25 protein-coding genes are annotated in these 24,984 nt (G+C 36.9%); 9 read left to right on the top strand and 16 right to left on the bottom strand.

Features of this window, described 5'->3' with window-relative positions; all coding sequences use genetic code 11:
- The first annotated feature begins 70 nt into the window (after positions 1-70).
- The 5 genes from PXC01_RS00810 (at position 71) to PXC01_RS00790 (ending at position 4,123) form a co-directional block, all read left to right on the top strand.
- Complete coding sequence (locus PXC01_RS00810) at positions 71-769, top strand: CoA transferase subunit A (RefSeq protein ID WP_276470479.1); 699 nt, start codon at positions 71-73, stop codon at positions 767-769.
- Positions 770-773: 4 nt separating this feature from the next.
- Positions 774-1,427 carry a CoA transferase subunit B gene (locus PXC01_RS00805; protein WP_276470478.1) on the top strand — a complete coding sequence of 218 codons (654 nt, stop codon included), beginning with the start codon at positions 774-776 and terminating at the stop codon, positions 1,425-1,427.
- A 493-nt stretch (positions 1,428-1,920) separates the two neighbouring features.
- Positions 1,921-2,289 (top strand): hypothetical protein, encoded by a 369-nt coding sequence (locus tag PXC01_RS00800; protein ID WP_276470477.1) that lies wholly within the window; start codon positions 1,921-1,923, stop codon positions 2,287-2,289.
- Positions 2,290-2,433: 144 nt separating this feature from the next.
- Positions 2,434-2,958: a GNAT family N-acetyltransferase gene (locus PXC01_RS00795; RefSeq protein WP_276470476.1), complete on the top strand. Its 525-nt coding sequence runs from the start codon at positions 2,434-2,436 to the stop codon at positions 2,956-2,958.
- Positions 2,959-2,974: 16 nt separating this feature from the next.
- Positions 2,975-4,123 carry a serine hydrolase domain-containing protein gene (locus PXC01_RS00790; RefSeq protein ID WP_276470475.1) on the top strand — a complete coding sequence of 383 codons (1,149 nt, stop codon included), beginning with the start codon at positions 2,975-2,977 and terminating at the stop codon, positions 4,121-4,123.
- Between the two features lie 9 nt (positions 4,124-4,132).
- Here the strand turns inward: PXC01_RS00790 and PXC01_RS18395 are convergent, their stop codons facing one another.
- From PXC01_RS18395 to PXC01_RS00730, 13 genes are all read right to left on the bottom strand, one after another.
- Complete coding sequence (locus PXC01_RS18395) at positions 4,133-4,678, bottom strand: aminotransferase class I/II-fold pyridoxal phosphate-dependent enzyme (protein ID WP_338089433.1); 546 nt, start codon at positions 4,676-4,678, stop codon at positions 4,133-4,135.
- The gene (locus tag PXC01_RS18390; RefSeq protein WP_338089431.1) at positions 4,659-5,291 is read right to left on the bottom strand and encodes an aminotransferase class I/II-fold pyridoxal phosphate-dependent enzyme; all 633 of its coding nucleotides are present in this window, start codon (positions 5,289-5,291) and stop codon (positions 4,659-4,661) included. The genes PXC01_RS18395 and PXC01_RS18390 overlap by 20 nt, the downstream gene beginning before the upstream one ends.
- Before the next feature lie 84 nt (positions 5,292-5,375).
- Entirely contained in the window at positions 5,376-5,921 is a 546-nt protein-coding gene (locus PXC01_RS00780; protein ID WP_276470474.1) for a type 1 glutamine amidotransferase domain-containing protein, read from the bottom strand.
- A 131-nt stretch (positions 5,922-6,052) separates the two neighbouring features.
- Positions 6,053-6,535, bottom strand: a complete 483-nt coding sequence (locus tag PXC01_RS00775; RefSeq protein WP_276470473.1) for a very short patch repair endonuclease — start codon at positions 6,533-6,535, stop codon at positions 6,053-6,055.
- Between the two features lie 65 nt (positions 6,536-6,600).
- Positions 6,601-7,347, bottom strand: a complete 747-nt coding sequence (locus PXC01_RS00770; RefSeq protein WP_276470472.1) for a succinate dehydrogenase/fumarate reductase iron-sulfur subunit — start codon at positions 7,345-7,347, stop codon at positions 6,601-6,603.
- Between the two features lie 10 nt (positions 7,348-7,357).
- Entirely contained in the window at positions 7,358-9,358 is a 2,001-nt protein-coding gene (locus PXC01_RS00765; protein ID WP_276470471.1) for a fumarate reductase/succinate dehydrogenase flavoprotein subunit, read from the bottom strand.
- Between the two features lie 12 nt (positions 9,359-9,370).
- Entirely contained in the window at positions 9,371-10,051 is a 681-nt protein-coding gene (locus tag PXC01_RS00760) for a succinate dehydrogenase cytochrome b subunit (RefSeq protein WP_276470470.1), read from the bottom strand.
- A 180-nt stretch (positions 10,052-10,231) separates the two neighbouring features.
- Positions 10,232-10,651, bottom strand: a complete 420-nt coding sequence (locus PXC01_RS00755) for a hypothetical protein (RefSeq protein ID WP_276470469.1) — start codon at positions 10,649-10,651, stop codon at positions 10,232-10,234.
- A 109-nt stretch (positions 10,652-10,760) separates the two neighbouring features.
- Positions 10,761-11,150, bottom strand: coding sequence for a DUF2721 domain-containing protein (locus PXC01_RS00750; protein WP_276470468.1), 390 nt, complete (start codon positions 11,148-11,150; stop codon positions 10,761-10,763).
- Positions 11,151-11,162: 12 nt separating this feature from the next.
- Positions 11,163-11,501: a cupin domain-containing protein gene (locus PXC01_RS00745; RefSeq protein WP_276470467.1), complete on the bottom strand. Its 339-nt coding sequence runs from the start codon at positions 11,499-11,501 to the stop codon at positions 11,163-11,165.
- A 4-nt stretch (positions 11,502-11,505) separates the two neighbouring features.
- On the bottom strand, positions 11,506-14,352 hold the full coding sequence (locus PXC01_RS00740) for a WD40/YVTN/BNR-like repeat-containing protein (RefSeq protein WP_276470466.1): 2,847 nt from the start codon (positions 14,350-14,352) through the stop codon (positions 11,506-11,508).
- Between the two features lie 37 nt (positions 14,353-14,389).
- The gene (locus PXC01_RS00735; protein ID WP_276470465.1) at positions 14,390-16,150 is read right to left on the bottom strand and encodes a M28 family peptidase; all 1,761 of its coding nucleotides are present in this window, start codon (positions 16,148-16,150) and stop codon (positions 14,390-14,392) included.
- Complete coding sequence (locus tag PXC01_RS00730) at positions 16,138-17,589, bottom strand: M20/M25/M40 family metallo-hydrolase (protein ID WP_276470464.1); 1,452 nt, start codon at positions 17,587-17,589, stop codon at positions 16,138-16,140. The genes PXC01_RS00735 and PXC01_RS00730 overlap by 13 nt, the downstream gene beginning before the upstream one ends.
- 147 nt (positions 17,590-17,736) lie before the next feature.
- On the opposite strand from PXC01_RS00730, the gene PXC01_RS00725 reads away from it, so the two are divergent.
- Both PXC01_RS00725 and PXC01_RS00720 read left to right on the top strand, forming a co-directional pair.
- Positions 17,737-19,029: an aminopeptidase P family protein gene (locus PXC01_RS00725; RefSeq protein ID WP_276470463.1), complete on the top strand. Its 1,293-nt coding sequence runs from the start codon at positions 17,737-17,739 to the stop codon at positions 19,027-19,029.
- 9 nt (positions 19,030-19,038) lie between these two features.
- Positions 19,039-19,809, top strand: a complete 771-nt coding sequence (locus tag PXC01_RS00720; RefSeq protein WP_276470462.1) for an exodeoxyribonuclease III — start codon at positions 19,039-19,041, stop codon at positions 19,807-19,809.
- Between the two features lie 9 nt (positions 19,810-19,818).
- Here the strand turns inward: PXC01_RS00720 and brnQ are convergent, their stop codons facing one another.
- Positions 19,819-21,096 (bottom strand): branched-chain amino acid transport system II carrier protein, encoded by a 1,278-nt coding sequence (gene brnQ / locus PXC01_RS00715; protein WP_276470461.1) that lies wholly within the window; start codon positions 21,094-21,096, stop codon positions 19,819-19,821.
- Between the two features lie 252 nt (positions 21,097-21,348).
- On the opposite strand from brnQ, the gene PXC01_RS00710 reads away from it, so the two are divergent.
- Complete coding sequence (locus PXC01_RS00710; protein WP_276470460.1) at positions 21,349-21,573, top strand: hypothetical protein; 225 nt, start codon at positions 21,349-21,351, stop codon at positions 21,571-21,573.
- Between the two features lie 10 nt (positions 21,574-21,583).
- Here PXC01_RS00710 and thiL read toward each other — a convergent pair whose 3' ends face one another.
- Both thiL and PXC01_RS00700 read right to left on the bottom strand, forming a co-directional pair.
- Positions 21,584-22,627, bottom strand: coding sequence for a thiamine-phosphate kinase (gene thiL / locus PXC01_RS00705; RefSeq protein ID WP_276470459.1), 1,044 nt, complete (start codon positions 22,625-22,627; stop codon positions 21,584-21,586).
- 97 nt (positions 22,628-22,724) lie between these two features.
- Positions 22,725-24,182 (bottom strand): Gfo/Idh/MocA family protein, encoded by a 1,458-nt coding sequence (locus tag PXC01_RS00700; protein WP_276470458.1) that lies wholly within the window; start codon positions 24,180-24,182, stop codon positions 22,725-22,727.
- A 450-nt stretch (positions 24,183-24,632) separates the two neighbouring features.
- Here PXC01_RS00700 and PXC01_RS00695 point away from each other — a divergent pair, with 450 nt between their 5' ends.
- Positions 24,633-24,962, top strand: coding sequence for a HesB/IscA family protein (locus PXC01_RS00695; RefSeq protein WP_058104477.1), 330 nt, complete (start codon positions 24,633-24,635; stop codon positions 24,960-24,962).
- Positions 24,963-24,984: the final 22 nt, after the last annotated feature.

Here is a 24,984-nt window from a genome sequence, read left to right as displayed (position 1 = left end):
AATGCTGAGACCTTTTTTATTTTATACCGTTTATATTCGGTATTTTAGTAACAAGATAATTAATGACAAAATGATACGTAAAACAGTAGCAAATGTAACTGAAGCTTTAGCGGGTGTACAAAACGGAATGACCTTTATGTTGGGTGGATTTGGACTTTGTGGTATTCCTGAAAATGCCATTAGCGAATTAGTAAGATTAGGAGTAAAGGATATTACCTGCATTTCTAATAACGCGGGAGTAGACGATTTTGGCTTGGGGTTATTGTTGCATCAACATCAAATTAAAAAAATGGTGTCTTCCTACGTTGGGGAGAATGATGAATTTGAAAGACAAATGCTAAGCGGAGAACTAGAAGTAGAACTTACTCCCCAGGGTACGCTAGCGGAAAAGTGCAGGGCCGCACAAGCAGGTTTCCCTGCTTTTTATACTCCAGCAGGTTATGGTACGGAAGTGGCAGAAGGAAAGGAAGTAAGAGAATTTAATGGTAAAATGTATATTCTAGAAGAAGCATTTAGGGCAGATTTTTCTTTTGTTAAAGCTTGGAAAGGCGATGCTGCCGGTAATCTGATTTTTAAGGGGACGGCGCGCAATTTTAACCCTTGTATGTGTGGTGCGGCTACTATTACCGTTGCTGAGGTTGAGGAATTGGTGCCAGAAGGTGAACTGGATCCTAACCAAATACACATTCCAGGAATATTTGTGCAACGCATATTTCAAGGAAAGGATTATGAGAAGAGAATAGAACAAAGAACTGTACGTCAAAAATAAGCTCATGTTAGATAAAAACGGAATTGCAAAAAGAATTGCACAAGAAGTAGAAAACGGTTATTATGTTAATCTAGGTATTGGTATCCCTACCTTGGTCGCAAATTATGTGCGTAATGATATTAGTGTTGAATTTCAAAGTGAAAACGGTATTTTAGGTATGGGACCTTTTCCTGTTGATGGGGAAGAAGATGCAGATTTGATCAATGCCGGTAAGCAAACCATTACTGCATTGCCCGGGGCATCCTATTTTGATTCTGCTACTAGCTTTGCCATGATTAGAGGCAAACATGTAGAACTTACCATATTAGGGGCAATGGAAGTCGCTGAGAACGGCGATATTGCCAACTGGAAGATCCCTGGTAAAATGGTTAAAGGGATGGGTGGTGCAATGGATCTTGTGGCATCTGCAGAAAATATTATCGTGGCCATGATGCATACGAATAGAGCGGGGGAATCCAAATTGTTGAAACGCTGTAGTTTGCCATTGACAGGGGTAGGCTGTGTTAAGAAGATTGTAACCAATTTGGCGGTACTTGAAGTCACAGAAGACGGCTTCTTGTTATTGGAGCGCGCGCCTGGTGTATCAGTAGAAGAAATAAAAGCAGCTACGGAAGGGAAGTTAATTGTAAAAGGAGAAGTTATGGAAATGAAGGTGTAATAACTATAGGTAATTCATCGGTAAAATTGGGATTTTTTTTTTTTCACAACAGCTTGGGTTCGGTACACAACAATTATGATATAAATTCTAAAGAACAAATGTATTTTTGTCACTCAAACAAACCCATAACATATTAATTACTTAACCGTCATGAATTCTCAAATAAACCACGCTGCAAACGAACATAAGGTACAAGTGTATAGAAATGATTTCTTTAGTGGATTTCTAAGACTTACCAAAAAGTTATTTATGTTTTAGATTATTTTAAAAAAATTAAAAAAGAGCGACTTAAAAAGTCGCTCTTTTTTTTTGCATGTTGTTTTTAATGCAACTTTCCATTCATATAATGCATTACTTTAATAAACTAACTTCCCTAAGTTCACCACATTTTTAATAAGTTTTACCACAAATAATTTATTGTAAGAAAAAGACTACATATATTTGTATTGTAATAAAAAGTGAATCCCAAATCGCTTTTAAAACTTAGCCTAAAATGAAGTACGTATTTAGTTGCCTAATCTTGATGGTATTTATTACCTCATGTTCAAAAATTGAAGAGAATAATGATCCTATAATCGGTATTTGGAACCATACGGTTAAAACGGCTACCAATACAAATAAGATGGTTGTTGATAATGAAGAGTGGATTTTTAATGATGTATACTTAGGTAGATTCCATGGCTATAAAGATGGGCAGGTTGTTTACTTAACAGATTTTAACTGGACCGTTAACGGTGATGTTTATATAGTTAGCTACCCAGGAACAGATTTCCCCGATGATTTAGTGAAAATGCAAGAAACTGAAAAAGGCACTATTCTATTAAGAACAGAAGGTGAAGTCTTTGCGGAAAAACAAAAATAAACGCGTAAATGAAAAATGCCCATGAGTATTACTATTTGTAATAGATGATAGTATGAAGAACAGATAAGTTATCAAATCAACCTTTTTATAATATTTCCCCCGATTAGGAGCAAAGTAATTTGCTCCTTTTTTTATTTTAGGACTATGGAACTAAAATTTAAATTGTGTACACTTAGTAATCTTCATCAATTAAGACTTATTTCTGAACAAACCTTTGTAACGGCTTTTGAGAAAGATAATGATCCTATAGATTTCAAAAAATATATTGAACAAGCTTTTGCATCCGTAAAAATCAAGAATGAACTTTTAAATCCTGAAAGTGAATTTTACTTTGCATATAAAAATGATGAGGTAGTCGGTTATTTCAAATTAAATGTAGGTGAAGCACAATCAGAACTAAAACATGAATACAGCATTGAATTAGAGCGTATTTATGTGTTAGAAAGGTTTCAAGGTATGGGTTATGGAGAACAGTTTCTTCAGCACATAAAGTATATAGCTAAGAACAGTAGTAAAGATATTTTATGGTTAGGTGTGTGGCAAAAGAACAAACGAGCTATACGGTTTTATGAACGTCACGGTTTTTATAAGTTTGATACTCACCCTTATTTCATAGGCTCAGATAAGCAAACAGATTGGTTAATGCGTTTCAATTTAAGTACCTTGTAACAACAAACTAAATCTCATGAAATTACATCTTATTACTTTACTTGTGCTTTTTGGCATTCTTAACCTACAAGCACAAGAATACTATTTTCCAGAACGCAATGTTGATTGGGAAGTAAAATCTCCTGAAAATTTTAAAATAAATAGTGCAAATCTTAAAGAAGCAGTAAATTTTGCAGAAGCAAATGAATACTCTGGTTCTAGAGACTTACGAATTGCAATTGTAAAAGGATTTGAAAAAGAACCGTTTCATAAAATACTAGGTCCGACAAAAAAGAGAGGTGGTCCTGCAGGTATGATTCTCAAAAAAGGGTATGTAGTTGCACAATGGGGAAATACTAAAAGAGTAGATATGACTTTTAGTGTCACCAAGAGTTTTTTAAGTACTATGGCAGGTCTTGCAGAAGACGAAGGAATTATTACTAACACCAAAAATTTGGTAGGTGAGTATATTTGGGACGGTACTTTTGACGGAACGCATAATTCCAAGATTACTTGGGAGCATCTGTTGCAGCAAAATTCCGCTTGGTCTGGTGAACTGTGGGGAGGTAAAGATTGGGCGGATAGACCACCAAGTAATGGAGGTATTGATGATTGGAAGTTAGCTACACCTAAAGAACCGGGTACAGTTATGGAGTATAACGATGTGCGAGTAAACGTATTGGCATATTCGTTAACACATGTATGGCGCAAACCAATACCGTTAGTCCTGAAAGAAAAAATTATGGACAAAATTGGTGCTTCATCTACATGGCGCTGGTTTGGCTATGATAATGCTTGGACAGAAATTGACGGGCTACAAATGAAATCTGTTACCGGTGGCGGTCATTCTGGTGCTGGAATGTTCATTAGTACACAAGATATGGCACGTTTTGGTATGCTTTTCTTAAATAATGGTAAGTGGAAGAATGAAAGATTGATTTCAGAAAGCTGGATTAAAAAGGCTACTACACCATCAATACCTAATGCTAATTATGGGTATATGTGGTGGTTAAATAAGAAAGGGGCTAGACATTGGGAAGGACTATCTGAAAACATTTTTTACGCTGCCGGTTTTGGGGGTAATTTCATTATCGTAGATAAAGAAAATGATGTTGTTGTGGTTACACGCTGGTTAGAGCCTAGTAAAGTTGGCGAGTTTATGACCAAGGTAAATGATGCTTTTTAACAATACCCTTTAGAGTTTGCATAAAATCTCTACTGCTTGCTCTAAGGTTTCTTTCTTTTTGGCGAAACAGAAGCGTAGCATGTAATCATTTCTGTTATCAACGTTAAAAGAAGAGATAGGAATAGATGCTATGCCGTTTTCTATAATTAAACGTCTGACAATAACTTCATCTTCTTCTTTGGAAATGTTAGTATAATCTAATAATTGAAAATAGGTTCCTAGAGAAGGTTTGAACTTAAATTTGGACGATTTTAATCCATCTAGAAAGAAATCTCTTTTTTCTTGGTAAAAATTGTTCAAATCTAAATAATGTGATGGGTACTTTAAATAATCAGCCATTGCACGTTGTACCGGATGGTCTACACAGAAAACCGCAAATTGATGTACTTTTCTAAATTCGGCCATCAATTCAGCAGGAGCTATGCAATAGCCTATCTTCCATCCGGTTACGTGAAACGTTTTTCCAAAAGAAGCACAGACAAAACTTCTACTGGCTAAATCAGGAAATTTTGAAGCACTTTCATGAACTTGTCCATCAAAAGTGATATTGCTCATAAACCTCGTCGCTCAAAAGGATGATATTGGTGGGTTTTAATATCCTTTCTAACTCTTCCATATCGGATTTGGTTAGAACGGTACCGGTGGGATTGTGGGGTGTATTTAAAATTACCATTTTGGTTTTATCGGTAATCTTATTTTCAAAGGCTGACCAATCTATTTTATAATCTGGGGCATCTAATTGGATATAAACAGGTATTCCTCCATTTAACGTAATTGCAGGCTCATAACAATCGTAGGCTGGTTTTATAATAATTACCTCATCACCTTTGTTGATAAAGGCTGTAATGGCGGTAAAAATAGCTTGAGTGGCTCCTACAGTTATAGTTACTTCATCAGCGGGAGAATAAGTACGTTGACGTAACGATGCGATTTTCTCTGAAATAATCTCTCTTAGGCCAAAATATCCTTGCATGGGTGCATATTGGTTATGACCATTAATTAATGCATCGCTAACCAATGACATTAATTTCTCATCTGTCTTAAAATTGGGAAAACCTTGTGAGAGATCAAGTGAAGCATGCTTTCTCGCAAGGTTGCCTACTATAGTAAATATGGTAGTTTTTACATCTGGTAGTTTTGATGCCCGTTTGTACTGATCATAATCCATAGTAGTAAAAGTAATAATTTTAATTACGGATATAAAAAAAAGCCCAACCAACTGGTTGAGCTTTTTTTGTTTTAATCAATTTAATTAGGCATGTTGCATTTCATGCTTTCCTTCTTTAATTTCCTCAATTAATTTAGAATTAAAAGCTGGTAAGTCATCAGGATTTCTACTGGTTACAAATCCTTCATCAACTACGACCTCTTGGTCTACCCAATTAGCTCCGGCATTTATCAAATCATCCTTAATAGAATTAAATGAAGTCATTTTTCTTCCTTTAACTACACCTGCACTTATCAATGTCCATGGTGCATGGCAAATAGCTGCTACAGGTTTTTTCAATTTAAAAAAGTCTCTTACAAAATCTAATGCCGTCTCTTCCCTTCTTAGTAAATCAGGGTTTATTACCCCGCCTGGTAACACCAATGCGTTGTAGTCCTCTGCTCTAACTTCGTTCAAGGTTTTATCTACAGTGTAGCTGTTAGACCAGTTTCCATCTGCCCAACCTTTTATTTCTCCATTTTCTAAACTTACTATTTCAACATTAAAGCCTTCTTTTTCCATGGCTTCTTTTGGAGATTTTAATTCACTTTCCTCAAATCCATTTGTAGCTAATATTGCTATCCTCTTCATAATATATAGTTTTTAACGATTAATAATTTCTTTGATACTAAGTTACATATCATAGAAGGCAATGTCCGTTAAAGGTCTATTAATAAAGGGATGGCAAGGGTTAAACATTTATTAAATGAACTTGATAAAATTCAGTATGTGCTCATTTGCACTCTATTTAAGTGTCGCAAGGTCTTTTCTAAACATTGTTCTAAGTTTTTTTTGATATCTGTTTCCCAAAATCTAATTACGGTATAACCCATAGCGATTAGTTTTTCGTTTACTTCAGCGTCTCGCTGCATATTGCGTTCTATTTTGGCTATCCAAAATTCTCTGTTAGTTTTTACTTTAGGTTTACGTTCTTCCCAATTTTTACCATGCCAATATTCGCCATCTATAAATATGACCGTTTTATATTTGGGTAGTGCTATGTCAGGTTTGCCTATTAACTTTTTATAATCGATACGATATCTATATCCGGCGGCATAAAGGGCTTTTCTAAAAGCAAGTTCCGGTTTTGTGTTCTTGCCTTTAATTTTACTCATTATTTTAGAGCGTTGTGGCGTGGTATAGAAACCGGACGCTTCGTTGAACCTCGGTACTTTTATTCGTTCTGTGGAATAGTCTTTGGACATCTCTTAAAAATAAAAAATCTCGAACCTTTACGGTCGAGATTTTTTAAAACTTTATGATTCTAAGCTTAACTTTTTACATTAGCGCTTAAAAATTCTCTATTCATTCTTGCAATGTTTTCCAAAGAAATTCCTTTAGGACATTCAACTTCACAGGCACCTGTATTCGTGCAATTCCCAAAACCTTCTAGATCCATTTGGGCAACCATATTCTTAACACGGTCAACAGCTTCTACCTGACCTTGTGGCAATAAAGCATATTGTGACACTTTTGCACCTACAAATAGCATAGCCGAAGCATTTTTACAGCTTGCTACACAAGCACCGCAGCCAATACAGGTTGCTGCATCCATAGCCTCATCAGCTGCATGTTTGGAAATAAGTGTTGCGTTTGCATCTTGCGTATTACCTGATGTATTTACAGAGATATAACCTCCGGCGTGTTGTATACGATCAAAAGCACTTCTGTCAACAACCAAATCTTTTATAACCGGAAAGGCTTTTGCCCTAAAAGGCTCAATAGTTATGGTATCACCGTCTTTGAACATTCTCATGTGCAATTGACAAGTGGTTACTCCTCTATCCGGTCCATGAGCCTCACCATTAATGAACATAGAGCACATACCACAAATACCTTCCCTACAATCATGATCAAAAGCTACAGGCTCTTCTCCTTTATTTATTAATTGTTCGTTAAGAACATCCATCATTTCTAAAAAGGACATGTGTTCAGATATTTCTGTCACTTTATAGTCGACCATTTTACCCTTGTCGTTCGCGTCTGATTGACGCCAAATTTTAAGTGTTAAGTTCATGTTACCTTCTTTATTTATAACTTCTTTCTTTAACTTCTATATTTTCATAAACGAGTTCTTCTTTATGCAATACAGCATCTTTTGGTTCTCCTTTATATTCCCATGCAGAAACAAATTGAAACTCTGATAGTCTTTTTGCTTCACCTTCTTCTGTTTGGTGTTCTTCCCTAAAGTGGCCACCTGCAGACTCTTCCCTAACAAGTGCATCTTTAGCGAATAATTCTCCTAACTCCAAGAAATCTGCAACTCTTCCTGCTTTTGCTAATTGCTCGTTGTATTCGGTTGTTGTTCCCGGAACATTTACGTTTTTCCAGAAATCTTTTCTAAGGGCCGATATTTCATCGATTGCACTTTTCAATCCTTCTGCATTACGTGACATACCACATTTATCCCACATGATCTTACCTAATTTCTTATGGTAATAATCTACAGAATGTTCTCCTTTATTATTGATAAAAAAGTTTATTCTATCGGTTACTTCTTTTTCCGCGGCATCGAATTCTGGTGTGTCGGTAGGTATTTTACCTGTTCTAATGTCATTAGATAAATAATCGCCAATAGTATAGGGTAAAACAAAATAACCATCGGCCAAACCTTGCATAAGTGCAGAAGCCCCTAATCGGTTTGCACCATGATCGGAGAAGTTGGCTTCACCAATAGCATAACACCCAGGTATTGTAGTCATTAAATTGTAATCTACCCAAACACCTCCCATGGTATAATGAACAGCTGGGTAAATCATCATAGGTGTCTTATATGGGTCTTGATCAACGATTTTCTCATACATTTGAAAAAGGTTACCGTATTTTGCTTTTACGATAGCGGCACCTAGTTCATAAATTTTGTCTGCAGATGCATTATTGATACCGTGTATCTTTGCTTGCTCTTTCCCGTATCTTTCAATAGCGGCTGCAAAATCCAAATAAACAGCTTCACCTGTTGCATTTACTCCGTAACCGGCGTCACAACGTTCTTTTGCTGCTCTAGATGCAACATCACGTGGTACTAGGTTACCAAATGCAGGGTACCTTCTTTCTAAGTAGTAATCTCTTTCGTCTTCAGATAGATCGGTCGGTTTTTTCTTGCCTTCACGTATTGCCTTAACATCTTCAAGATTTTTAGGAACCCAAATACGTCCATCATTACGTAAAGACTCTGACATTAACGTAAGTTTAGACTGGTAGTCACCTGAACGCGGAATACACGTTGGGTGAATTTGAGTATAACATGGGTTGGCAAAAAAAGCTCCCTTTTTATGTATTTTCCAAGATGCGGTAACGTTAGATCCCATTGCATTTGTAGATAGGAAATATACATTTCCATAACCACCTGATGCTATAACCACTGCATGTGCGGAATGACGTTCTATTTCACCGGTAACCAAATTACGGGCAATAATACCACGTGCCTTGCCGTCTATCTTTACAACATCTAACATTTCATGACGGTTGAACGGAGTAATTTTACCTCGTGCAATTTGTCTGTTCATGGCAGAATAGGCACCTAATAATAATTGTTGTCCTGTCTGTCCTTTTGCGTAAAAAGTTCTTGAAACCAATACACCACCAAACGAACGGTTGTCTAGTAGTCCGCCATAATCACGTGCAAAAGGAACCCCTTGTGCAACACATTGGTCAATAATATTCGCAGAAACTTCTGCCAATCTATATACGTTTGCTTCTCTTGAACGGTAATCACCACCTTTTACGGTATCGTAAAATAAACGGTAGGTAGAATCACCATCTCCTTGATAGTTCTTTGCAGCGTTAATACCACCTTGTGCAGCAATAGAGTGCGCTCTTCTTGGAGAATCTTGATAGCAAAATGTTTTTACATTATAGCCTAATTCCGCTAAAGTTGCGGCAGCGGAACCCCCTGCCAATCCTGTTCCAACAACTATAATGTCAATATTACGTTTGTTGGCAGGGTTAACCAAATCTATATGATTCTTATAATCGGTCCACTTCGTTTCCAACGGACCTTTAGGTACTTTTGAGTCTAATACAGACATAAGTAATAGGTATTAATGATGATTAAAATGATGAAAAAGAGCAATGAAAATAAAACCTAAAGGAATTATTATAGCATACGCTTTACCAAACAATTGTAATTTTTCTTTTCTCATACTAGATGCACCTGCAGATTGAAATGCAGAACTAAAACCGTGCATTAGATGAAGCGATAAGAATACGAAGGCTATTACATAAGCGCCAACACGTAATGGGCTTTCGAATTTATGGGCAAGTTCCTCATAATAACGAAAACCTTCACCGTTACCCAATAATCCGGACATATCACCCTGAATGTATTTGGTGTTTATTTCTGGAAACCAGAAATCTATGAAATGCAGTACAAGGAATGCCAAAATGCATAAACCACTGTAAATCATGTTTCGGCTCATCCAAGATGAATTGGCAGCCCCATTGTTCTTAGCATATTTTTTCACTCTTGCACTTCTATTTCTGGCTTCTAAAATGAAACCCATCACAAAATGATAGATAACACCAAAAATTAAAATTGGTTGCAAAACATATTGTACGGCCCAAAAGGTCCCCATAAAATGCGATGCTTCATTAAACGCATCGGGGCTAAAAACCGATAAGATGTTTATTGCAAAATGCTGAAGTAGAAAAAACATTAAAAAGAAAGCAGAAAGTGCCATTGCGTACTTTCTACCGATCGAAGATTTAAAAAATCCGCTCATTAGTCGTTAATTTTATATGCGAAGTTACATCACAAGCTAGTTATTAACAAGAATTAAGCAGTTTTAGTATATCAATTTAGATTGATTTTAAAATCAATTTTGTAGATGTTTAATAAATTTTGAAAATATATGCTTCTATTTTGGTAAACATTCAACAAAAAAAATTGGCATCTCTGAATTTTATTTTGATTTTTTTGAAATCTCCAGTGCCCAAGCAACAGCTTCATCCAAATCTGTGAATGATTTGATTCTTTTTGGGAAAATTAATTTCTTTATTATGGAACTTAATAAATTGTTTTTCAATGGCCCTACCGAAGCTATATACTGCATGTCGAAACGATTTTTATGATACTTGAACCATTCAAAAGGAGCTACACGATATTTGTTTACCCTGTTGGCAATATAGATTAGTGGAATGTCATTATCATATATTTCCTGGGCGGCGTACACTGTTTTTTTTGCATTTTGCCATTTAAAATGTGCTCCCTCATTCATTTCAGAGATGACAATACCTCCTTTGAAGAAATAGAATACACCAAATTCAAATTCTCTAATCTCCTTAATTTGATTAATCAATTCGAGTTCTCGAACTCTTTTCATGCCTATTATTGTCAGATGTCAAAGATACTGGTTATTAAGCCAATAGCTTATAAAAACATCGACGAACGGTATGGTTATTAGTTAGGAGCCTTTTCTAGATATGTATCAATTATTTCTCCATATCCTTCAACTGAATTTCTAATGCTTTGGTCGATAATTGAACCTCGATCAATGACAAGACCAACGATACCATCAATGCGAATAAACTAATACTAAATATCAAATTAGCCCAAAATGCAAGTTCTACGTAAATTAAGGTCATTGTAATTACTGCCAATAAAAAGCTAAAAATGGCAGTGGCTTGCATGTTTTTGATAATGGTGAGTCGTTTACGTAATTTTTGAACTTGTAGCCCAACGGATTGTGACGCCGTTTCTTGATATTTTTGATGTAATTGGCGTATTAATGCGGCAATGGCCAAGTATCTTGCATTGTATGCCAACATTGTTAATGAAATGGCAGGGAAAAGTAGTGCCGGTATGCCTAAAGTAAGTTCCATAATTAATAATTCTTAATCTGTAGCTATTCCAAAATAGGTCCAAGTTACATTTTGGTCAAATGGGTTATGTTGGCCATGTAATTCACCAGGGGCTATGGTGATGCATTTTCCAGGACCAACCTCATAATCCTTTCCTGAAATAGTAAATACGGCTTTACCGGTCTGTATATGAAAGACTTCAAACATAGTATCATGTTTATGAAGCTCAACTTTTTGACCAGGTTTAAAAACAGCGGTACCATACATCATTAATTGTGGTATTTCACCACGATTTATCAATGTCTTTTTCTTAATACTTGGGTCATGGCTAACACCTAGTTCCGGTAACTCGTTCCAATCTACTATTTTCATTGTGCTATTCTATATCAAAAGTTGCTTTTTCAACAGTTCCGTTTCCTTTAATTTCTACGGTATAGGTTCCCTTTGGTAAATAGGTACTTCCATTATCAGCTTGTTTTAAAACAGTTTTGTGCTTTTTAAGGTAATTCATCTTGCCAATTTTAGAGAAAGCAACATCATATGATAAAACATTTAAACCTTTGTCCGCAATAATTTCAGTTTCACTGACTACGATATCATCTGAAGATAGTATTTTGGCTTCATACACATCATCACTATCAGAGTAGAAGGTGACGTCTAATCCTGGTGTTCTAGGTTTTGACCAAGAGCTCCAAGAATTACCCCAACGTGAAGAATGTTTACTATTTTCTAGCGCATATACGTGCAGTGCTTTGTTCTGAATTTCTGAAGTCAAATTTTGAAGCGCAGCGATATTTGCGGTATAAATACTTCTACCATGCGTACCCACCACTAAATGTTTGGCATCTTGTTGTATGACCAAATCATGAACGGCAACATAGGGCATTCCATTTTGGAAAGATTGCCATGTTGTTCCCCTATCCAATGAAACGTATAAGCCATTATCCGTACCAACAAATAAAAGGTTTTCATTTTCCGGGTCTTCTACTATAACGTTCACGGCAGATGTAGGTATGTTATTAGAAATGTTTTTCCAAGTAGACCCTTTGTCATCACTTACAAAAATATAGGGAGTAAAGTCGTCTGAACGGTAACCGTTTAATGTAGCATATACTCTATTTTCGTTATGTTTTGAAGCAATGACCCTGCTTACCCATAAATTTTGAGGTAGGTTATTAGATACGGTTATCCAACTACCACCACCGTTATCAGTTCGTTGAATTAGACCATCGTCACTACCGGTATATAACAATCCGAATTTATAGGTAGATTCAGAAATTGTGGTCAAGGTACCATAGGCTACATTACCTTGTTTTCCTCCTTGGGTCAGGTCAGCTGAGATAGTTTCCCATGTGTCTCCTTTATTTAAGGAACGATGCATTTTATTACTGCCCATATATAAAATATCTTGGTTATGGGGAGAAAGTAAAATAGGAGTTTGCCAGTTGAAACGGTAGGGAGCCTCGCCTAGCTCATGTTTTGGTTGAATATAATTTCTTTGGTCTTTTTCTAAATCGATTCTAAAATAATTTCCGAATTGATATCCCGTGTAAACGATATTAGCGTTGCGATCGTCAATCTCTACTTGCATACCATCTCCACCTAAAATAGATTTCCAAGGGTGTTGCCCTGTTTGCTGCCATTCGCTGTTTTCCTCTGCATTGTGCGGTCCCATCCAAACTCCGTTGTCTTGTAATCCGCCATATATGTTATATGGTTTTTCATTATCTACGGCAATGGCATAAAACTGACCAACCGTGGGAGAGTTGTTCTTAAACCAATTTTTACCGTCATCGTAGCTCGTGTTAACTCCGCCATCATTCCCGTTAATGAGATGACCGGGTAATTTTGGATTGATCCATAATGCATGGTGATCTGAATGAACGTTATCACCATTTATTGATGTATATGTTTTGCCGCCATCTTTAGAAGCTATAATGGGTACACCGGCTAAATAAATGGCATCAACATTATTAGGATCAACAGTAACCTGGGCAAAATAATACCCGTAGCTGTAAAAAAGGTCGTCTATATAGTCTTCGTTTTGTTTTGACCAAGTTTTACCGCCATCATTACTTCGGTAGACTTCTGCACCAATAACCGGCGTATCAAACAACATACTGTTGGCATCTTCTAAATATAACGCCAAGTCTGCCGGTTGTACGGCATTACTACGAACCATTTGCTTGACATTGGCAGCTCTATATTTTTCGTGAAAATTATTGGTTTTTAGAAATTCGTTCAGCTCTTTGTCGTTCAGCTTCAAGAACTGTTCTTTGGAGAGCGATTTAAAATCATCTTTTGTTAAGCCCGACTGTTTCTCCTTTTTTTCTTTGGATTTTTCTCTTCTAAATTGATTGTCATGAACCGCATAAAGAATGTTGTCATCAAAAACAGCTAAGCCAATTCTACCAACTCCTTCTCCCGTAGGAAATCCGCTTGAAGGTGTTGAAATTTTTGTCCAAGTGGTGCCGGCATCTGTACTTTTGTAAATGCCAGAACCTTCTCCACTACTGCTAAAATTCCATGCTTTTCTATCTTTTTGCCAAGCTGCTGCGTATTGTATCTGATAATTATTAGGGGAAACCGCAACATCGATGATACCTGTATTGTCATCAATGAATAAAGTTTTTTTCCAAGTTTTACCGCCATCTGTGGTTTTGTAAATGCCGCGTTCTTTGTTAGGAGAATATAAATGACCAGTAACGCCCACGGTTACTTCATTTGCATTATCAGGATTTACTATAATGCGCCCAATATGGTGCGAATCTGATAAGCCCATATGTTGCCAGGTTTTACCCTTATCGGTAGACTTTAATATCCCGATACCGGCGTAAGATGAACGTGATGAGTTATTCTCTCCCGTACCTGCCCAAATGGTTCCGCTTTGCCAATGAACCGTAATGTCGCCAAGATTCTGGGTTTGGGTTTCATCCATTACCGGAGTAAAGGTGTTGCCGTTATTGTTAGTGTACCACAATCCGCCAGAAGCGTATGCTACGTAATATTCTGTTGGGTTGTTGTCGTTGACCGCTAAATCTACTACACGACCACTCATTACAGAAGGACCTATATTTTTTAATGGAATATTTTTGACCAGTGAATTGGCATCCATAGCCTGTTTGGCAATCAATGATTCATCTATTTTTTCAGATGTAGTTGGTTGAACCTGTGCCGATACTATAGAAATACCGATTAGTAATAGGAAATAAAACTGTTTCATTATAATGTTTTTGATACTGCAGATGGTAAGTTACTGATTAGTTTTTAGAGCTGGTTTTCAATTTCTTGATCAATTCTTGTGATTTTAACGATACCCTTGATTGTGATTCTTTAATGGCGTTTTTAATATCACCATTTGATTTTGAAACAACATCGCTGGTGGTTGAGATGGCTTTAACGTACCAATCTTCCCAAGCTTCTAGAATAGCCTTTTCATTCTCAATAGAGTTACCATCCTTAATAGCGTTTACACTTAATTGAAATTCGGTCTGTAAACGGTCTATGGCTTTTTGTTCCAATAAAGATATTTGTTCTAAGGCAAATGCGGTATTTGAATTTACTAGGGTGAGTCCGCTCACTAGTGCCGCAGTACCCACATTTTTCATGGTTTCTTGTGAAACCTTGTCTATACGGTCATTATCGGTATGGTAAAATTGGTCTGTAAAATGCCAAAGTAAAAGTCCGGGTATATCAGCTTGTAAAAACGGAGTGTGATCGCTGCCGCCTTCAAACGGGTTGGTTTCTACCACCCAATTCGCAAATTCGCCCTGTTTTTTAAAGGTCGATGTTATAAAATCATTTAAATAGTGTGGTTTCATGTCCTTCAGTTTCAAAACTTCACCGCCCCATTCACTATGTTTATCATTGCCACGAGTCCAAATAGTACTTGGGTCTGGCATTTTTTCAATTAAGAAAGTGCCGCCTGTTACTGCAGTATTTTCGCCTACCATATCAAGACTAATTCCCCATTTAATTCCTTTTGCACGCTCTGAATTTTCTTGAATATACCGGTTGGTAGAAACAATTTCATCGCCCCATAAAAAAGTCATACTTCTTTTAAATGCTATTTTGTTTTCGCCAAATAATTTGGCTGCGGTTTTAGCCATTTCTAATTGCGTGCCAACACCCGTTGCGTTGTCATTGGCGCCGGGTTCTTGAACATGTGCGCTGTACACCAAACGTTCGTTTGGCAATTCACTTCCTTTAATATCGGCAACAATGGTTAGTTCTTCGGATGGATATCTTTTGGTTTCTATCTTTACTAAAACTTCGGTAGTACCTGTTTTAAGTTGTGATATTAATTTTTCTTTTGCCTCATATGACAGGGCAATGCCCCAAAAATCACTATCAGATGGTGAAGGAAGACTTCTAAATTGAATTGAAGTGGTATTTTTCTCTGGTTGTAAATACTCTGGGTTGTCATAGGTGAGAATTCCTATTGCCCCTTTTTTCATTGCGGTTTTGTACAACTTTCTAGCACTCATTTCTGCAAAAACTACTTTGTCTTTCATGGAGGCGGACTCCATATCTTCAACAGATGTTACCCATACAACTTCTGCCTTAATACCCTCTTTTGGGGTAGAAGCCGAATTTAAATAAGTCATGTTCCTATTGGTTTGCGAAAGTAGCAAGGGCATTTCTTGACCTACAATTTGTAGTGACGCTGAAACAGGTTCCCAAGTTTGGCGGCTCATTGCTCGCTTTTCAATACGGTAGGTAAAACGGTCACCAATTTTTGCATCCTCTTCTAATACATAACCTGCGGCTTTTAGACTATCTGCAATAAGGTGAATTGTTTTATTAAAACCGGTGTTGCCTACAACACGCCAATAATCTTCTACAAAATCTGTAGTTTCATAGGCAAGCTTACCAGTGAATTCTGGGCGAACAAGCTCAAAATAATCTACTGGTTTTTCTTCAGGTTGCTGAGAGCATCCTGCTAAAAAAGAAAGGCAGAGTAATGCGGGTACAATGCCCTGCCTTAATAATTTTCTTTTGATGGAGATTACTCTTCCCATTTCCATTCGTTGCCAATGATCAATTTCTCCTTTAAATCATTTTTGATCATGAATTCTTTAGTGGTTTCACTATCCATTTTTGTTGCTGGTAAAGTATCGGCATTTGCCAGAGCATACAACATCATTGTACCAAAACGTGCCGTATTTTTCATATGGTCTTCATTCACCAAATGAAAATCGTCACAATCAGAATGGTAGCATCCGTAGATAGAGCGGTCTAAATTACTATGTACCGATAAAATGGGAACTCCCTCAAGCATAAATGGTTGGTGATCGCTATGTAGCCCAGATTTGTTGGAGAATTTGTTTTGATAAATAGTATCCTGTTTTTGAATGGCAGCACCTAAATCTTTAAAGAACTGTTCATTATCTAGTTTACCGCCCGCATTCATACCTATTGGGTTACCGGACATATCTAGATTCATCATATATTTAATGTTTTCAATGGTATTGTTTTCAACAGCTTGTTCTACCAAATATTTAGAACCTAGTAAACCTTGTTCCTCTCCCATGAACATAACAAACTTCACGGTTCTTTTTGGCTGTAGATTATTAGCCTTGAATGCCCTTGCAATATCAAGCACCGCAAATGAACCAATACCATTATCTATGGCACCGGTAGCCAAATCCCAAGAATCTAAATGACCACCAATTACAATTTCTTCTTGAGGTATTTCCGTACCTGGTAATGTTGCAACTACGTTTCTTGCCTTAATCATATCGCTTGTATTGGTCATGTCAATTTTGGCGGTAGCTTTTTTGGTCTTCAATGTTTCTTTTAATGCCATGCCATCTTCCTTGCCAATACATACGGCAGGTATTGGAATCAACTCTCCTGTAACCGAAGCTGTACCTGTAAGCAAAACGCCATTATCCACTTGGTTAATGATAATAATACCAATAGCACCATATTTTATGGCTAAAGCCGTTTTCTCGCTACGGTGTAAATTGTTTAACCCTTCTTCGCTACCTGGTAGAATATTAATATATACCAAAGCTATTTTTCCTTTTACGGCATCTGGGTTTGCTGCATAGTCTGCATCTAGTCCATTGCCCATGTCTACAATTTCACCGGTAACGTGTGCCTCTACAGGTGCATGACCTAAAGTGACTACCATAACATCATCCTCGTTGATGTTTAAAGCAACTTCGCCTCTTGCCCATGCCTCAACTTCAAAAGTTTGGTAAACAACATCTTCAAAACCATATTCCTTGAATTTGTTATAGGTGTATTCTTCTGCCTGTGCACCGTTGGTAGATCCTGTTAACCTATGACCTATAGTTTCGGTAGCTTCCTTTAATGTGCTATAGCCTTTGGAATTTTGTTTTATTTCGGTATCAATACGGGCAAAAAGATCGGTTTGTGTTTCTTCTTTCGGCGTTTCTGAACATGCCTGTAAACATAGTGTACCTAAGATGAGGTAAGCAATTTTTCTCATGAGTTGTCTTTGTTTGGTTTAGGTATACAAGTTAGCCATTTTGTAGCTAAGAAGTTGTGCTAACATTCTTGTAAATTTTATAATTCCATGCCCTATTTTTTAAGGAAACAACACATAATGCGTAATTTTATATCAAAATATAAATTCATGAAATACGATCAAATACCTAACTCCCTATTTATAAAGAACCGTAAGAAATTTATGGACTGCATGCAACCTAAAAGTATTGCAGTTTTTAACTCTAACGATATTTACCCAATAGGAGCCGATAGTGTTTTGCCTTTTGAGCAACATAGAGATATATTTTACCTATCCGGTGCTGATCAAGAAGAAACGATACTGGTGTTATTTCCCGATGCTGTAAATAAAAAACATCGCGAAGTTTTGTTTGTTCGTGAAACCAATGAGCATATTGCCATTTGGGAAGGTGAAAAATTAACCAAAGAAAAGGCTACGGAAGTATCTGGTATAGAAACCATTTGTTGGTTGCAAGATTTTGATAAAATCTTCTTCGATCTAATGACCGAAGCCGAGACTATTTATTTTAATACAAACGAACATTACAGGCAGGCGGTAGAAACACAGACTAGAGAAGATCGGTTTATTGAAAAATGTAAGCGCGAATACCCTGCTCATCGCGTAGCAAAAAGTAATCCTATTTTGCAGGAAATTAGAGGTGTAAAAGAGCCTGAGGAAATTGAAATTATGCAAACGGCTTGTAATATCACTGAAAAAGGATTTCGCAGACTGCTTGGTTTTGTGAAACCGGGCGTAATGGAATATGAGATTGAAGCAGAACTTTTACATGAATTCGTACGAAATAGATCTAAAGGTTTTGCTTACCAGCCAATTATTGCTTCTGGCAATAATGCGAATGTATTGCACTACTTAGAGAATAATAAGCCTTGTAATGATGGCGATTTAATTTTGATGGATGTTGCAGCAGAGTATGCAAATTACTCAAGTGACTTAACAAGGACTATTCCTGTAAACGGTACATTTACAAAGCGCCAAAAAGAGGTATACAATGCTGTTTTGCGTGTAAAAGACGATGCTACCAAAATGTTGGTGCCTGGTACGCTTTGGGCAGAATATCACAAGGAATGTGGTAAAATAATGACCTCAGAACTTTTAGGTCTTGGTTTGTTGGATAAAGCCGATGTACAAAATGAAAATCCCGAATGGCCTGCATACAAGAAATACTTCATGCACGGTACAAGTCACCATATTGGTTTAAATACACATGATTACGGGGCTTTGAAAACACCAATGAAAGCGAATATGGTGTTTACCGTAGAGCCAGGTATTTATATACCTGCAGAAAATATGGGTATTCGTTTAGAAGATGATGTAGTTATTCAAGAAAAAGGAGAACCTTTTAACTTAATGGCGAATATTCCGATTAAGGCAGATGAGATAGAGGAATTAATGAACAACTAAATAACAAGCATGAAATTAGTATCGTGGAACGTTAATGGAATTAGGGCTTCGGTTAAAAAGGGATTTGAGGATGTTGTAAAGGAATTTGATGCCGATGTATTTTGTGTTCAAGAAACCAAAGCGCAAGATGATCAGGTTGCCGAAGCATTGAAAGATATTACAGACTATGAACTGTTTAGTAATAGTGCCGAAAGAAAAGGGTATTCTGGTACTGGAATTCTTTCTAAACAGAAACCCGTGGCGTTCAACAAGAATATGGGGGTAGAAATTCATGATTTAGAAGGAAGGATTACCCATTCTGAATTTGAACACTTTCATTTGGTGAACGTCTATATTCCAAATAGTGGTAGTGGACTAAAAAGATTGGATTACCGTGCAGGATGGGATAAAGATTTTACCAATTACCTAAAAGAGCTTTCAAAATCAAAACCGTTGATCATTACAGGTGATTTTAACGTGGCACATACTGAGAACGATTTAGCCAACCCCAAAAGTAATTACAACAAAACTTCTGGATTTACCCAAGTGGAGATAGATGGGTTTGACCATATGTTGAAAGAGGTCAATTTAGTTGATAGTTTTAGAAAACTACACCCTACTACGTTCAATAAATATACTTTTTGGAGTGCACGTGGTGGTGCAAGGGGTAGAAACGTGGGCTGGCGTTTAGACTACTTTTTGGTAAGCGAATCTATTTGGGAAAAAGTAAAGTCCGCCGAAATTCATGATCAGATTATGGGCAGTGATCATTGCCCGATCAGTTTAGAAATTGAATTTTAGAAATTCGCTTTAATCTGTATTTGTTCTGGCTAAAAGATTGGTCAGAACAAATGCTAAAAGTGCTGGAAAGACCCAGCCTAAACTATACTGCTGAAGCGGAATCCACGAAAACGTATTTGCTTCAGGTGTTACTGCTCCTATACTTCCCAAGAAATCAGGAATACTAAATAGTATGGTGGCTATGGTTACCGCTCTAAATACCAAAGACGATGCATATTTATCTGGCACTACATTCAAAACAATGAGTATAATGGTAATGGGATAAATGAACATTAAAGAGGGTATGGCTACGGCAATAATATAAGCTACATTGAACTGACCAACAAGAACACCTAATACACTACCAATAATAGCCATAATGGTATATGCCGATTTTGACTCATTAAATCTTGATGCTACAAAATCTGCCGTACCGGTTACGATACCTACTGCGGTGGTAAAACATGCTAAACCTACCAGTATACTTAAGAACAAATTACCGATGTTACCTAAACTCTGTTTTGCTAAACCGGATAATATTTCTGTTCTGGTCGTTTCTGCATTAAAGACAGCATGAGATAAGGCTCCAGAAAGAATAAGCCCCATATAAATTAAAAACAAGGCCAAACCGGCAAACCAAGCAGCATTTCTAATTAATGTTTTCTTTTCGTCATAGGTTGCGTCAACATATTTTAGGTTGATGGATATGATGATTACCCCACCAACAACTACAGCGCCAATGGCATCGAATGTTTGGTAGCCTTCTAGTATTCCGTTGACAAACGGACTGGCAATCGTAGTGCTTCCAAAATCAAAGGGGAAAGAGAAAATCGTTATTCCTATTACCAAAAGAAGAATTAGGATTATTGCCGGCGTCAATATCTTGCCCAGTATATTCAATATTTTAGAACGGTTAAGTGCAAACAATAACACCAAAGCAAAATAGATACTACTAGTGTACCAGGAAGATATATCCCAAAATGGCTGAATGGCCATTTCATGCGTTACAGATGCTGTTCTAGGGCTGGGAAGTGCTATGGCAATGGCGTATATGAAAAATGCATATATTAAGCTGAAAGTAGGTGATACCTTATTGCCAAAGTCTATAAGGGAACCTTGTAATTTTGCATGGGCCAAAATACCAAAAATGGGAATGGCAACCGCAGAGAGTCCAAAACCGATAGTGACTACCAACCATTGGTCACCAGAATTGAAGCCTAGTAAAGGAGGTAAAATAAGGTTGCCTGCTCCAAAAAAAAGAGAGAATAGGGCAAAAGCTGTAATTAAGGTTTCCTTCTTCTTGAACATGAATGCAAAGTAAGTGAAAGATTATTAAATAACAGGAGGTAGAGGGTTTTTCAATTTTTATAACCGCAAAAAAAAGTGCATTGACAACATGTTAGATCAAACTCACAACAAATAGTGGTGCAGACCTTTAATATACAGTACTTTAACCAAAGGAAATAAAGCTTATGCAATTTTCCGTTAGTTTCAATTTAAAATATTAATAGCATTTTCTCGATCACCCAAATCGAAATTTTTGCAAAAACATCCTACAGCATGAAAAAAATATTCTGCAGCATCTTTGGCCATCACTATTCAATATCCAAAAAAGTAACATCTCATATTAAAGAGTATAAATGTATACATTGTCAAAAAGAAGTAACTACTGATGTAAGTGGTAAACTTTCTGCTTTGACACCTGAATTACAAGATATCAATAGAACTTTAGAACATATATACCAAAGAAGACATACTACCGCTGCACAACAGCAAGTAGCCTAATTGTCCGCTTTTAGTTAAATGAATTCCAACCCTGTGCGGTTAACGGAATCTTAGTATTGTTCCTGGAAATTAAGTAAGCCCCTTCGTCTTTTCCCGTGGTATGCCCTATGACGGTCAAGTGTGGATTGCCCTTTATTTTTGGGAATTCTTTTTGGTCTATTGTAAACAATAGTTCATAGTCCTCTCCACCGCTTAACGCTACAAGGGTGCTGTCTATCTTGAATTCTTCACATGCAGATATTACGGTAGGGTCTAACGGAATTTTGTCCTCGTACAAGTCAATTCCCAATCCGCTGCTTTTACTCAAATGAAGAATTTCTGAAGAAAGTCCGTCACTAATATCGATCATAGATGTTGGGTGAACTTCCAATTGTTTCAATAACTCAGGAATATCTTTTCTGGCTTCAGGCTTTAACTGTCGCTCCACAATGTAAGAATAAGGTTCTAGATCTGGTTGGCTGTTAGGGTTCACTTTAAATACTTCTTTTTCTCGCTCCAATACCTGTAAGCCCATATATGCTGCACCTAAATCACCGGATACTACCAAAAGATCATTTGGTTTTGCACCAGAACGGTAAGCTATGTCTTCTTCTTTTGCAATACCAATTGCGGTAACGCTGATCATTAATCCTGTTTTTGATGAGGTTGTATCACCGCCCACTAAATCAACATTGTATGTTTTGCATGCCGTTGCCACACCTGCATAAAATTCCTCAAGTGCCTCTAATGGAAATCTATTTGATACCGCTAAGGAAACTGTTACTTGTGTAGCTGTTGCGTTCATGGCATAGATGTCAGAAAGATTGACCATGATAGATTTATAACCTAAATGTTTTAACGGCATGTAGGCAAGATCAAAGTGCACGCCCTCTATTAATAGATCGGTACTTAATACTGTCTTTGTTTTTTCATAATCTAGCACGGCGGCATCATCGCCAATTCCTTTTACGGTAGATTTTTGAGTAAGTTCAAAATCTTTGGTGAGGTGTTCTATAAGCCCGAATTCACCTAATTTCTCTAATGATGTTCTTTCTTGTTCTTTATCTTCTAGCATGTTGCAAAAATAAGAAGTAAAACAAGATGTACCGCATAAAAAATCCGAAGCTATAAAGCATCGGATTTACTGTTGAATTTTAGAATGGTATTGTAGTCTAACCTAACGAATACCCATCTCTATAATTGCGTTTTACATATTTGTTCGCAGGTTCAAAATTGGTAATTTTCATATTTTCTGCATCCCATTGTAAACGTTTTCTACCATGGTACTGTTTTCCGCCGCCCCAAAAGCTTGGATTTTCAACGGTGGGGTCTATTTCAAAATAAGATTTTAACGCCAAGTTGCCAATTAAAATACTTTCGGTAAATGGTCCGGCGTAATCAAATGATGAACTGGTTTCCGCATTTCCGTAACCGGCCATACATGCATTTACCCATTGCACGTAATGGCCTTCTGGTACGCGGGCTATTGTTTCTTCAACTTCAAACTGTTCATTTAGGCTCAGTGGAAGTAAACGCGGATTTGCACCATAACAATCTGCCATTAACTTTCCTTTGGTACCTATGAACAATACACCACCATCCCAGTTTCCTAAAGCTTCATCATCACCTAGTTCCTCTGGTCTTTCAGGTAATAGTCCGCCATCCATCCAAGTAACTTTAATCTTTCCTTTGCCATCCGTTCTTGGGTAGCTTAAATGTATTTTACTAGAATTAGGGAAGCTTTTAGGGTAGTCTTTATATTGAAAATTTCCGCTGAAGGAGTCAGATACACTACATTCTACGGTATCCGGATACAAAATGGGTAATATTCTGTATACCGGATCCATAATATGGCATGCCATGTCACCTAATGCACCTGTTCCAAAATCTGACCAGCCTCTCCAATCAAACGGAAGGTAGGCCTCATTGTAATCTCGCATTGCTGCCGTATTTAACCAAAGATCCCAGTTTAGACCTTTGGGAATACGATCTTTTTTAGTCGGTGTTTGTAATGCCTGTGGCCAAATGGCTCTGTTGGTCCAACATTTAACGGTATGTACCTCACCTATGATTCCAGTATCGTACATTTCTTTCATGGTACGCACGCCATCACCAGAACCGCCTTGGTTACCCATTTGAGTAACAACTTTGAATTTTTTGGCAGCCTCTGTTAACATTCTTGCTTCCCAAATATCATGGGTCAATGGTTTTTGAACATAAACATGCTTCCCCATGGACATTGCTTTATAAGTTGCAACGGCATGGTTGTGATCAGGGGTAGAGACAGATACGGCATCTATGTTTTTGTCTTCCTTATCTAACATTTCCCTGTAATCATTGTAATAGGATGCTTTTGGAAAATTTGTTCTTGATGTAACCGACTGTCTATCATCTACATCGCAAAGCGAAACAATATTTACATTGGGGCTTTCGGCAAAAGATGTAATGTCGCTTTGTCCTTTTCCGCCCACACCTATACTTGCTATGTTTAGTTTATCGCTCGGGGCAACATATCCGTTTCCCCCTAAAACGTGTCTGGGTACGATCATAAAACCTGCTGCTGCCATACCGGTATTTTTTATGAATGTTCGCCGGGTGTTATCTTTGTCGTTAATTTCTTTGTTTGGCATAAGTTGTTGTTGTTTGATTTGGTATTGAAGGTAATAGAAATCTGTTAGATTTTTGTTGATTGTAAAATGATTTGATAGATAAAGTAGGAATTTTTTAGGTGCGAGTTGTTGATTGTTAGTTGATTAAGATGTGTGATTGAGTTTTACATTTGATAACAAAATTGTTTTAAAGGCGCATCATGTTAATTGTTGACGGTCTATGATTATAAGGTGTTTTACAATGGGTAAGTATTAAATTTCTTAGGTATATACAGGCAAATCATGTTTTTACTAAAGTTAATTTTGAGTAGTAGATTTATAAAAAAAGATAGTATAAAAAGACAATTATGCTTCTGTTTGAAACTATAGTATTTCTCTATTAGAATATACTTTATAATAATGTTAGGTTCTATGGTAAAAACCTACTTATAACGTATATTTGTAAACTATTTTAGATTAAATCGGGATATTATGATTCAAGTATCAGAAACGGCTAAACAGAAAGTCATCAGCCTTATGACAGAAGAGGGTTTTGATGCTTCTAAAGATTTTGTGCGTGTTGGTGTTAAGAGTGGCGGGTGTAGTGGATTATCTTACGAGTTAAACTTCGATAATAAGAAAGATGAAGCTGATAAAGTGTTCGAAGACAATAACGTACGAATTATCGTAGATAAAAAGAGCTTTTTATATTTAGTAGGAACTGTGTTGGAATACTCAGGTGGTCTAAACGGAAAAGGATTTGTTTTTAACAACCCTAACGCACAAAGAACCTGTGGTTGTGGCGAAAGTTTTTCATTATAAAATAAAGTAAAAAGAGAAAAAG

The sequence above is a fragment of the Maribacter huludaoensis genome (assembly GCF_029350945.1).
Lineage (GTDB): Bacteria > Bacteroidota > Bacteroidia > Flavobacteriales > Flavobacteriaceae > Maribacter > Maribacter huludaoensis.
The sequence above is the reverse complement of the archived record's forward strand: the minus strand, read 5'-3'. Positions and strand labels throughout refer to the sequence as shown.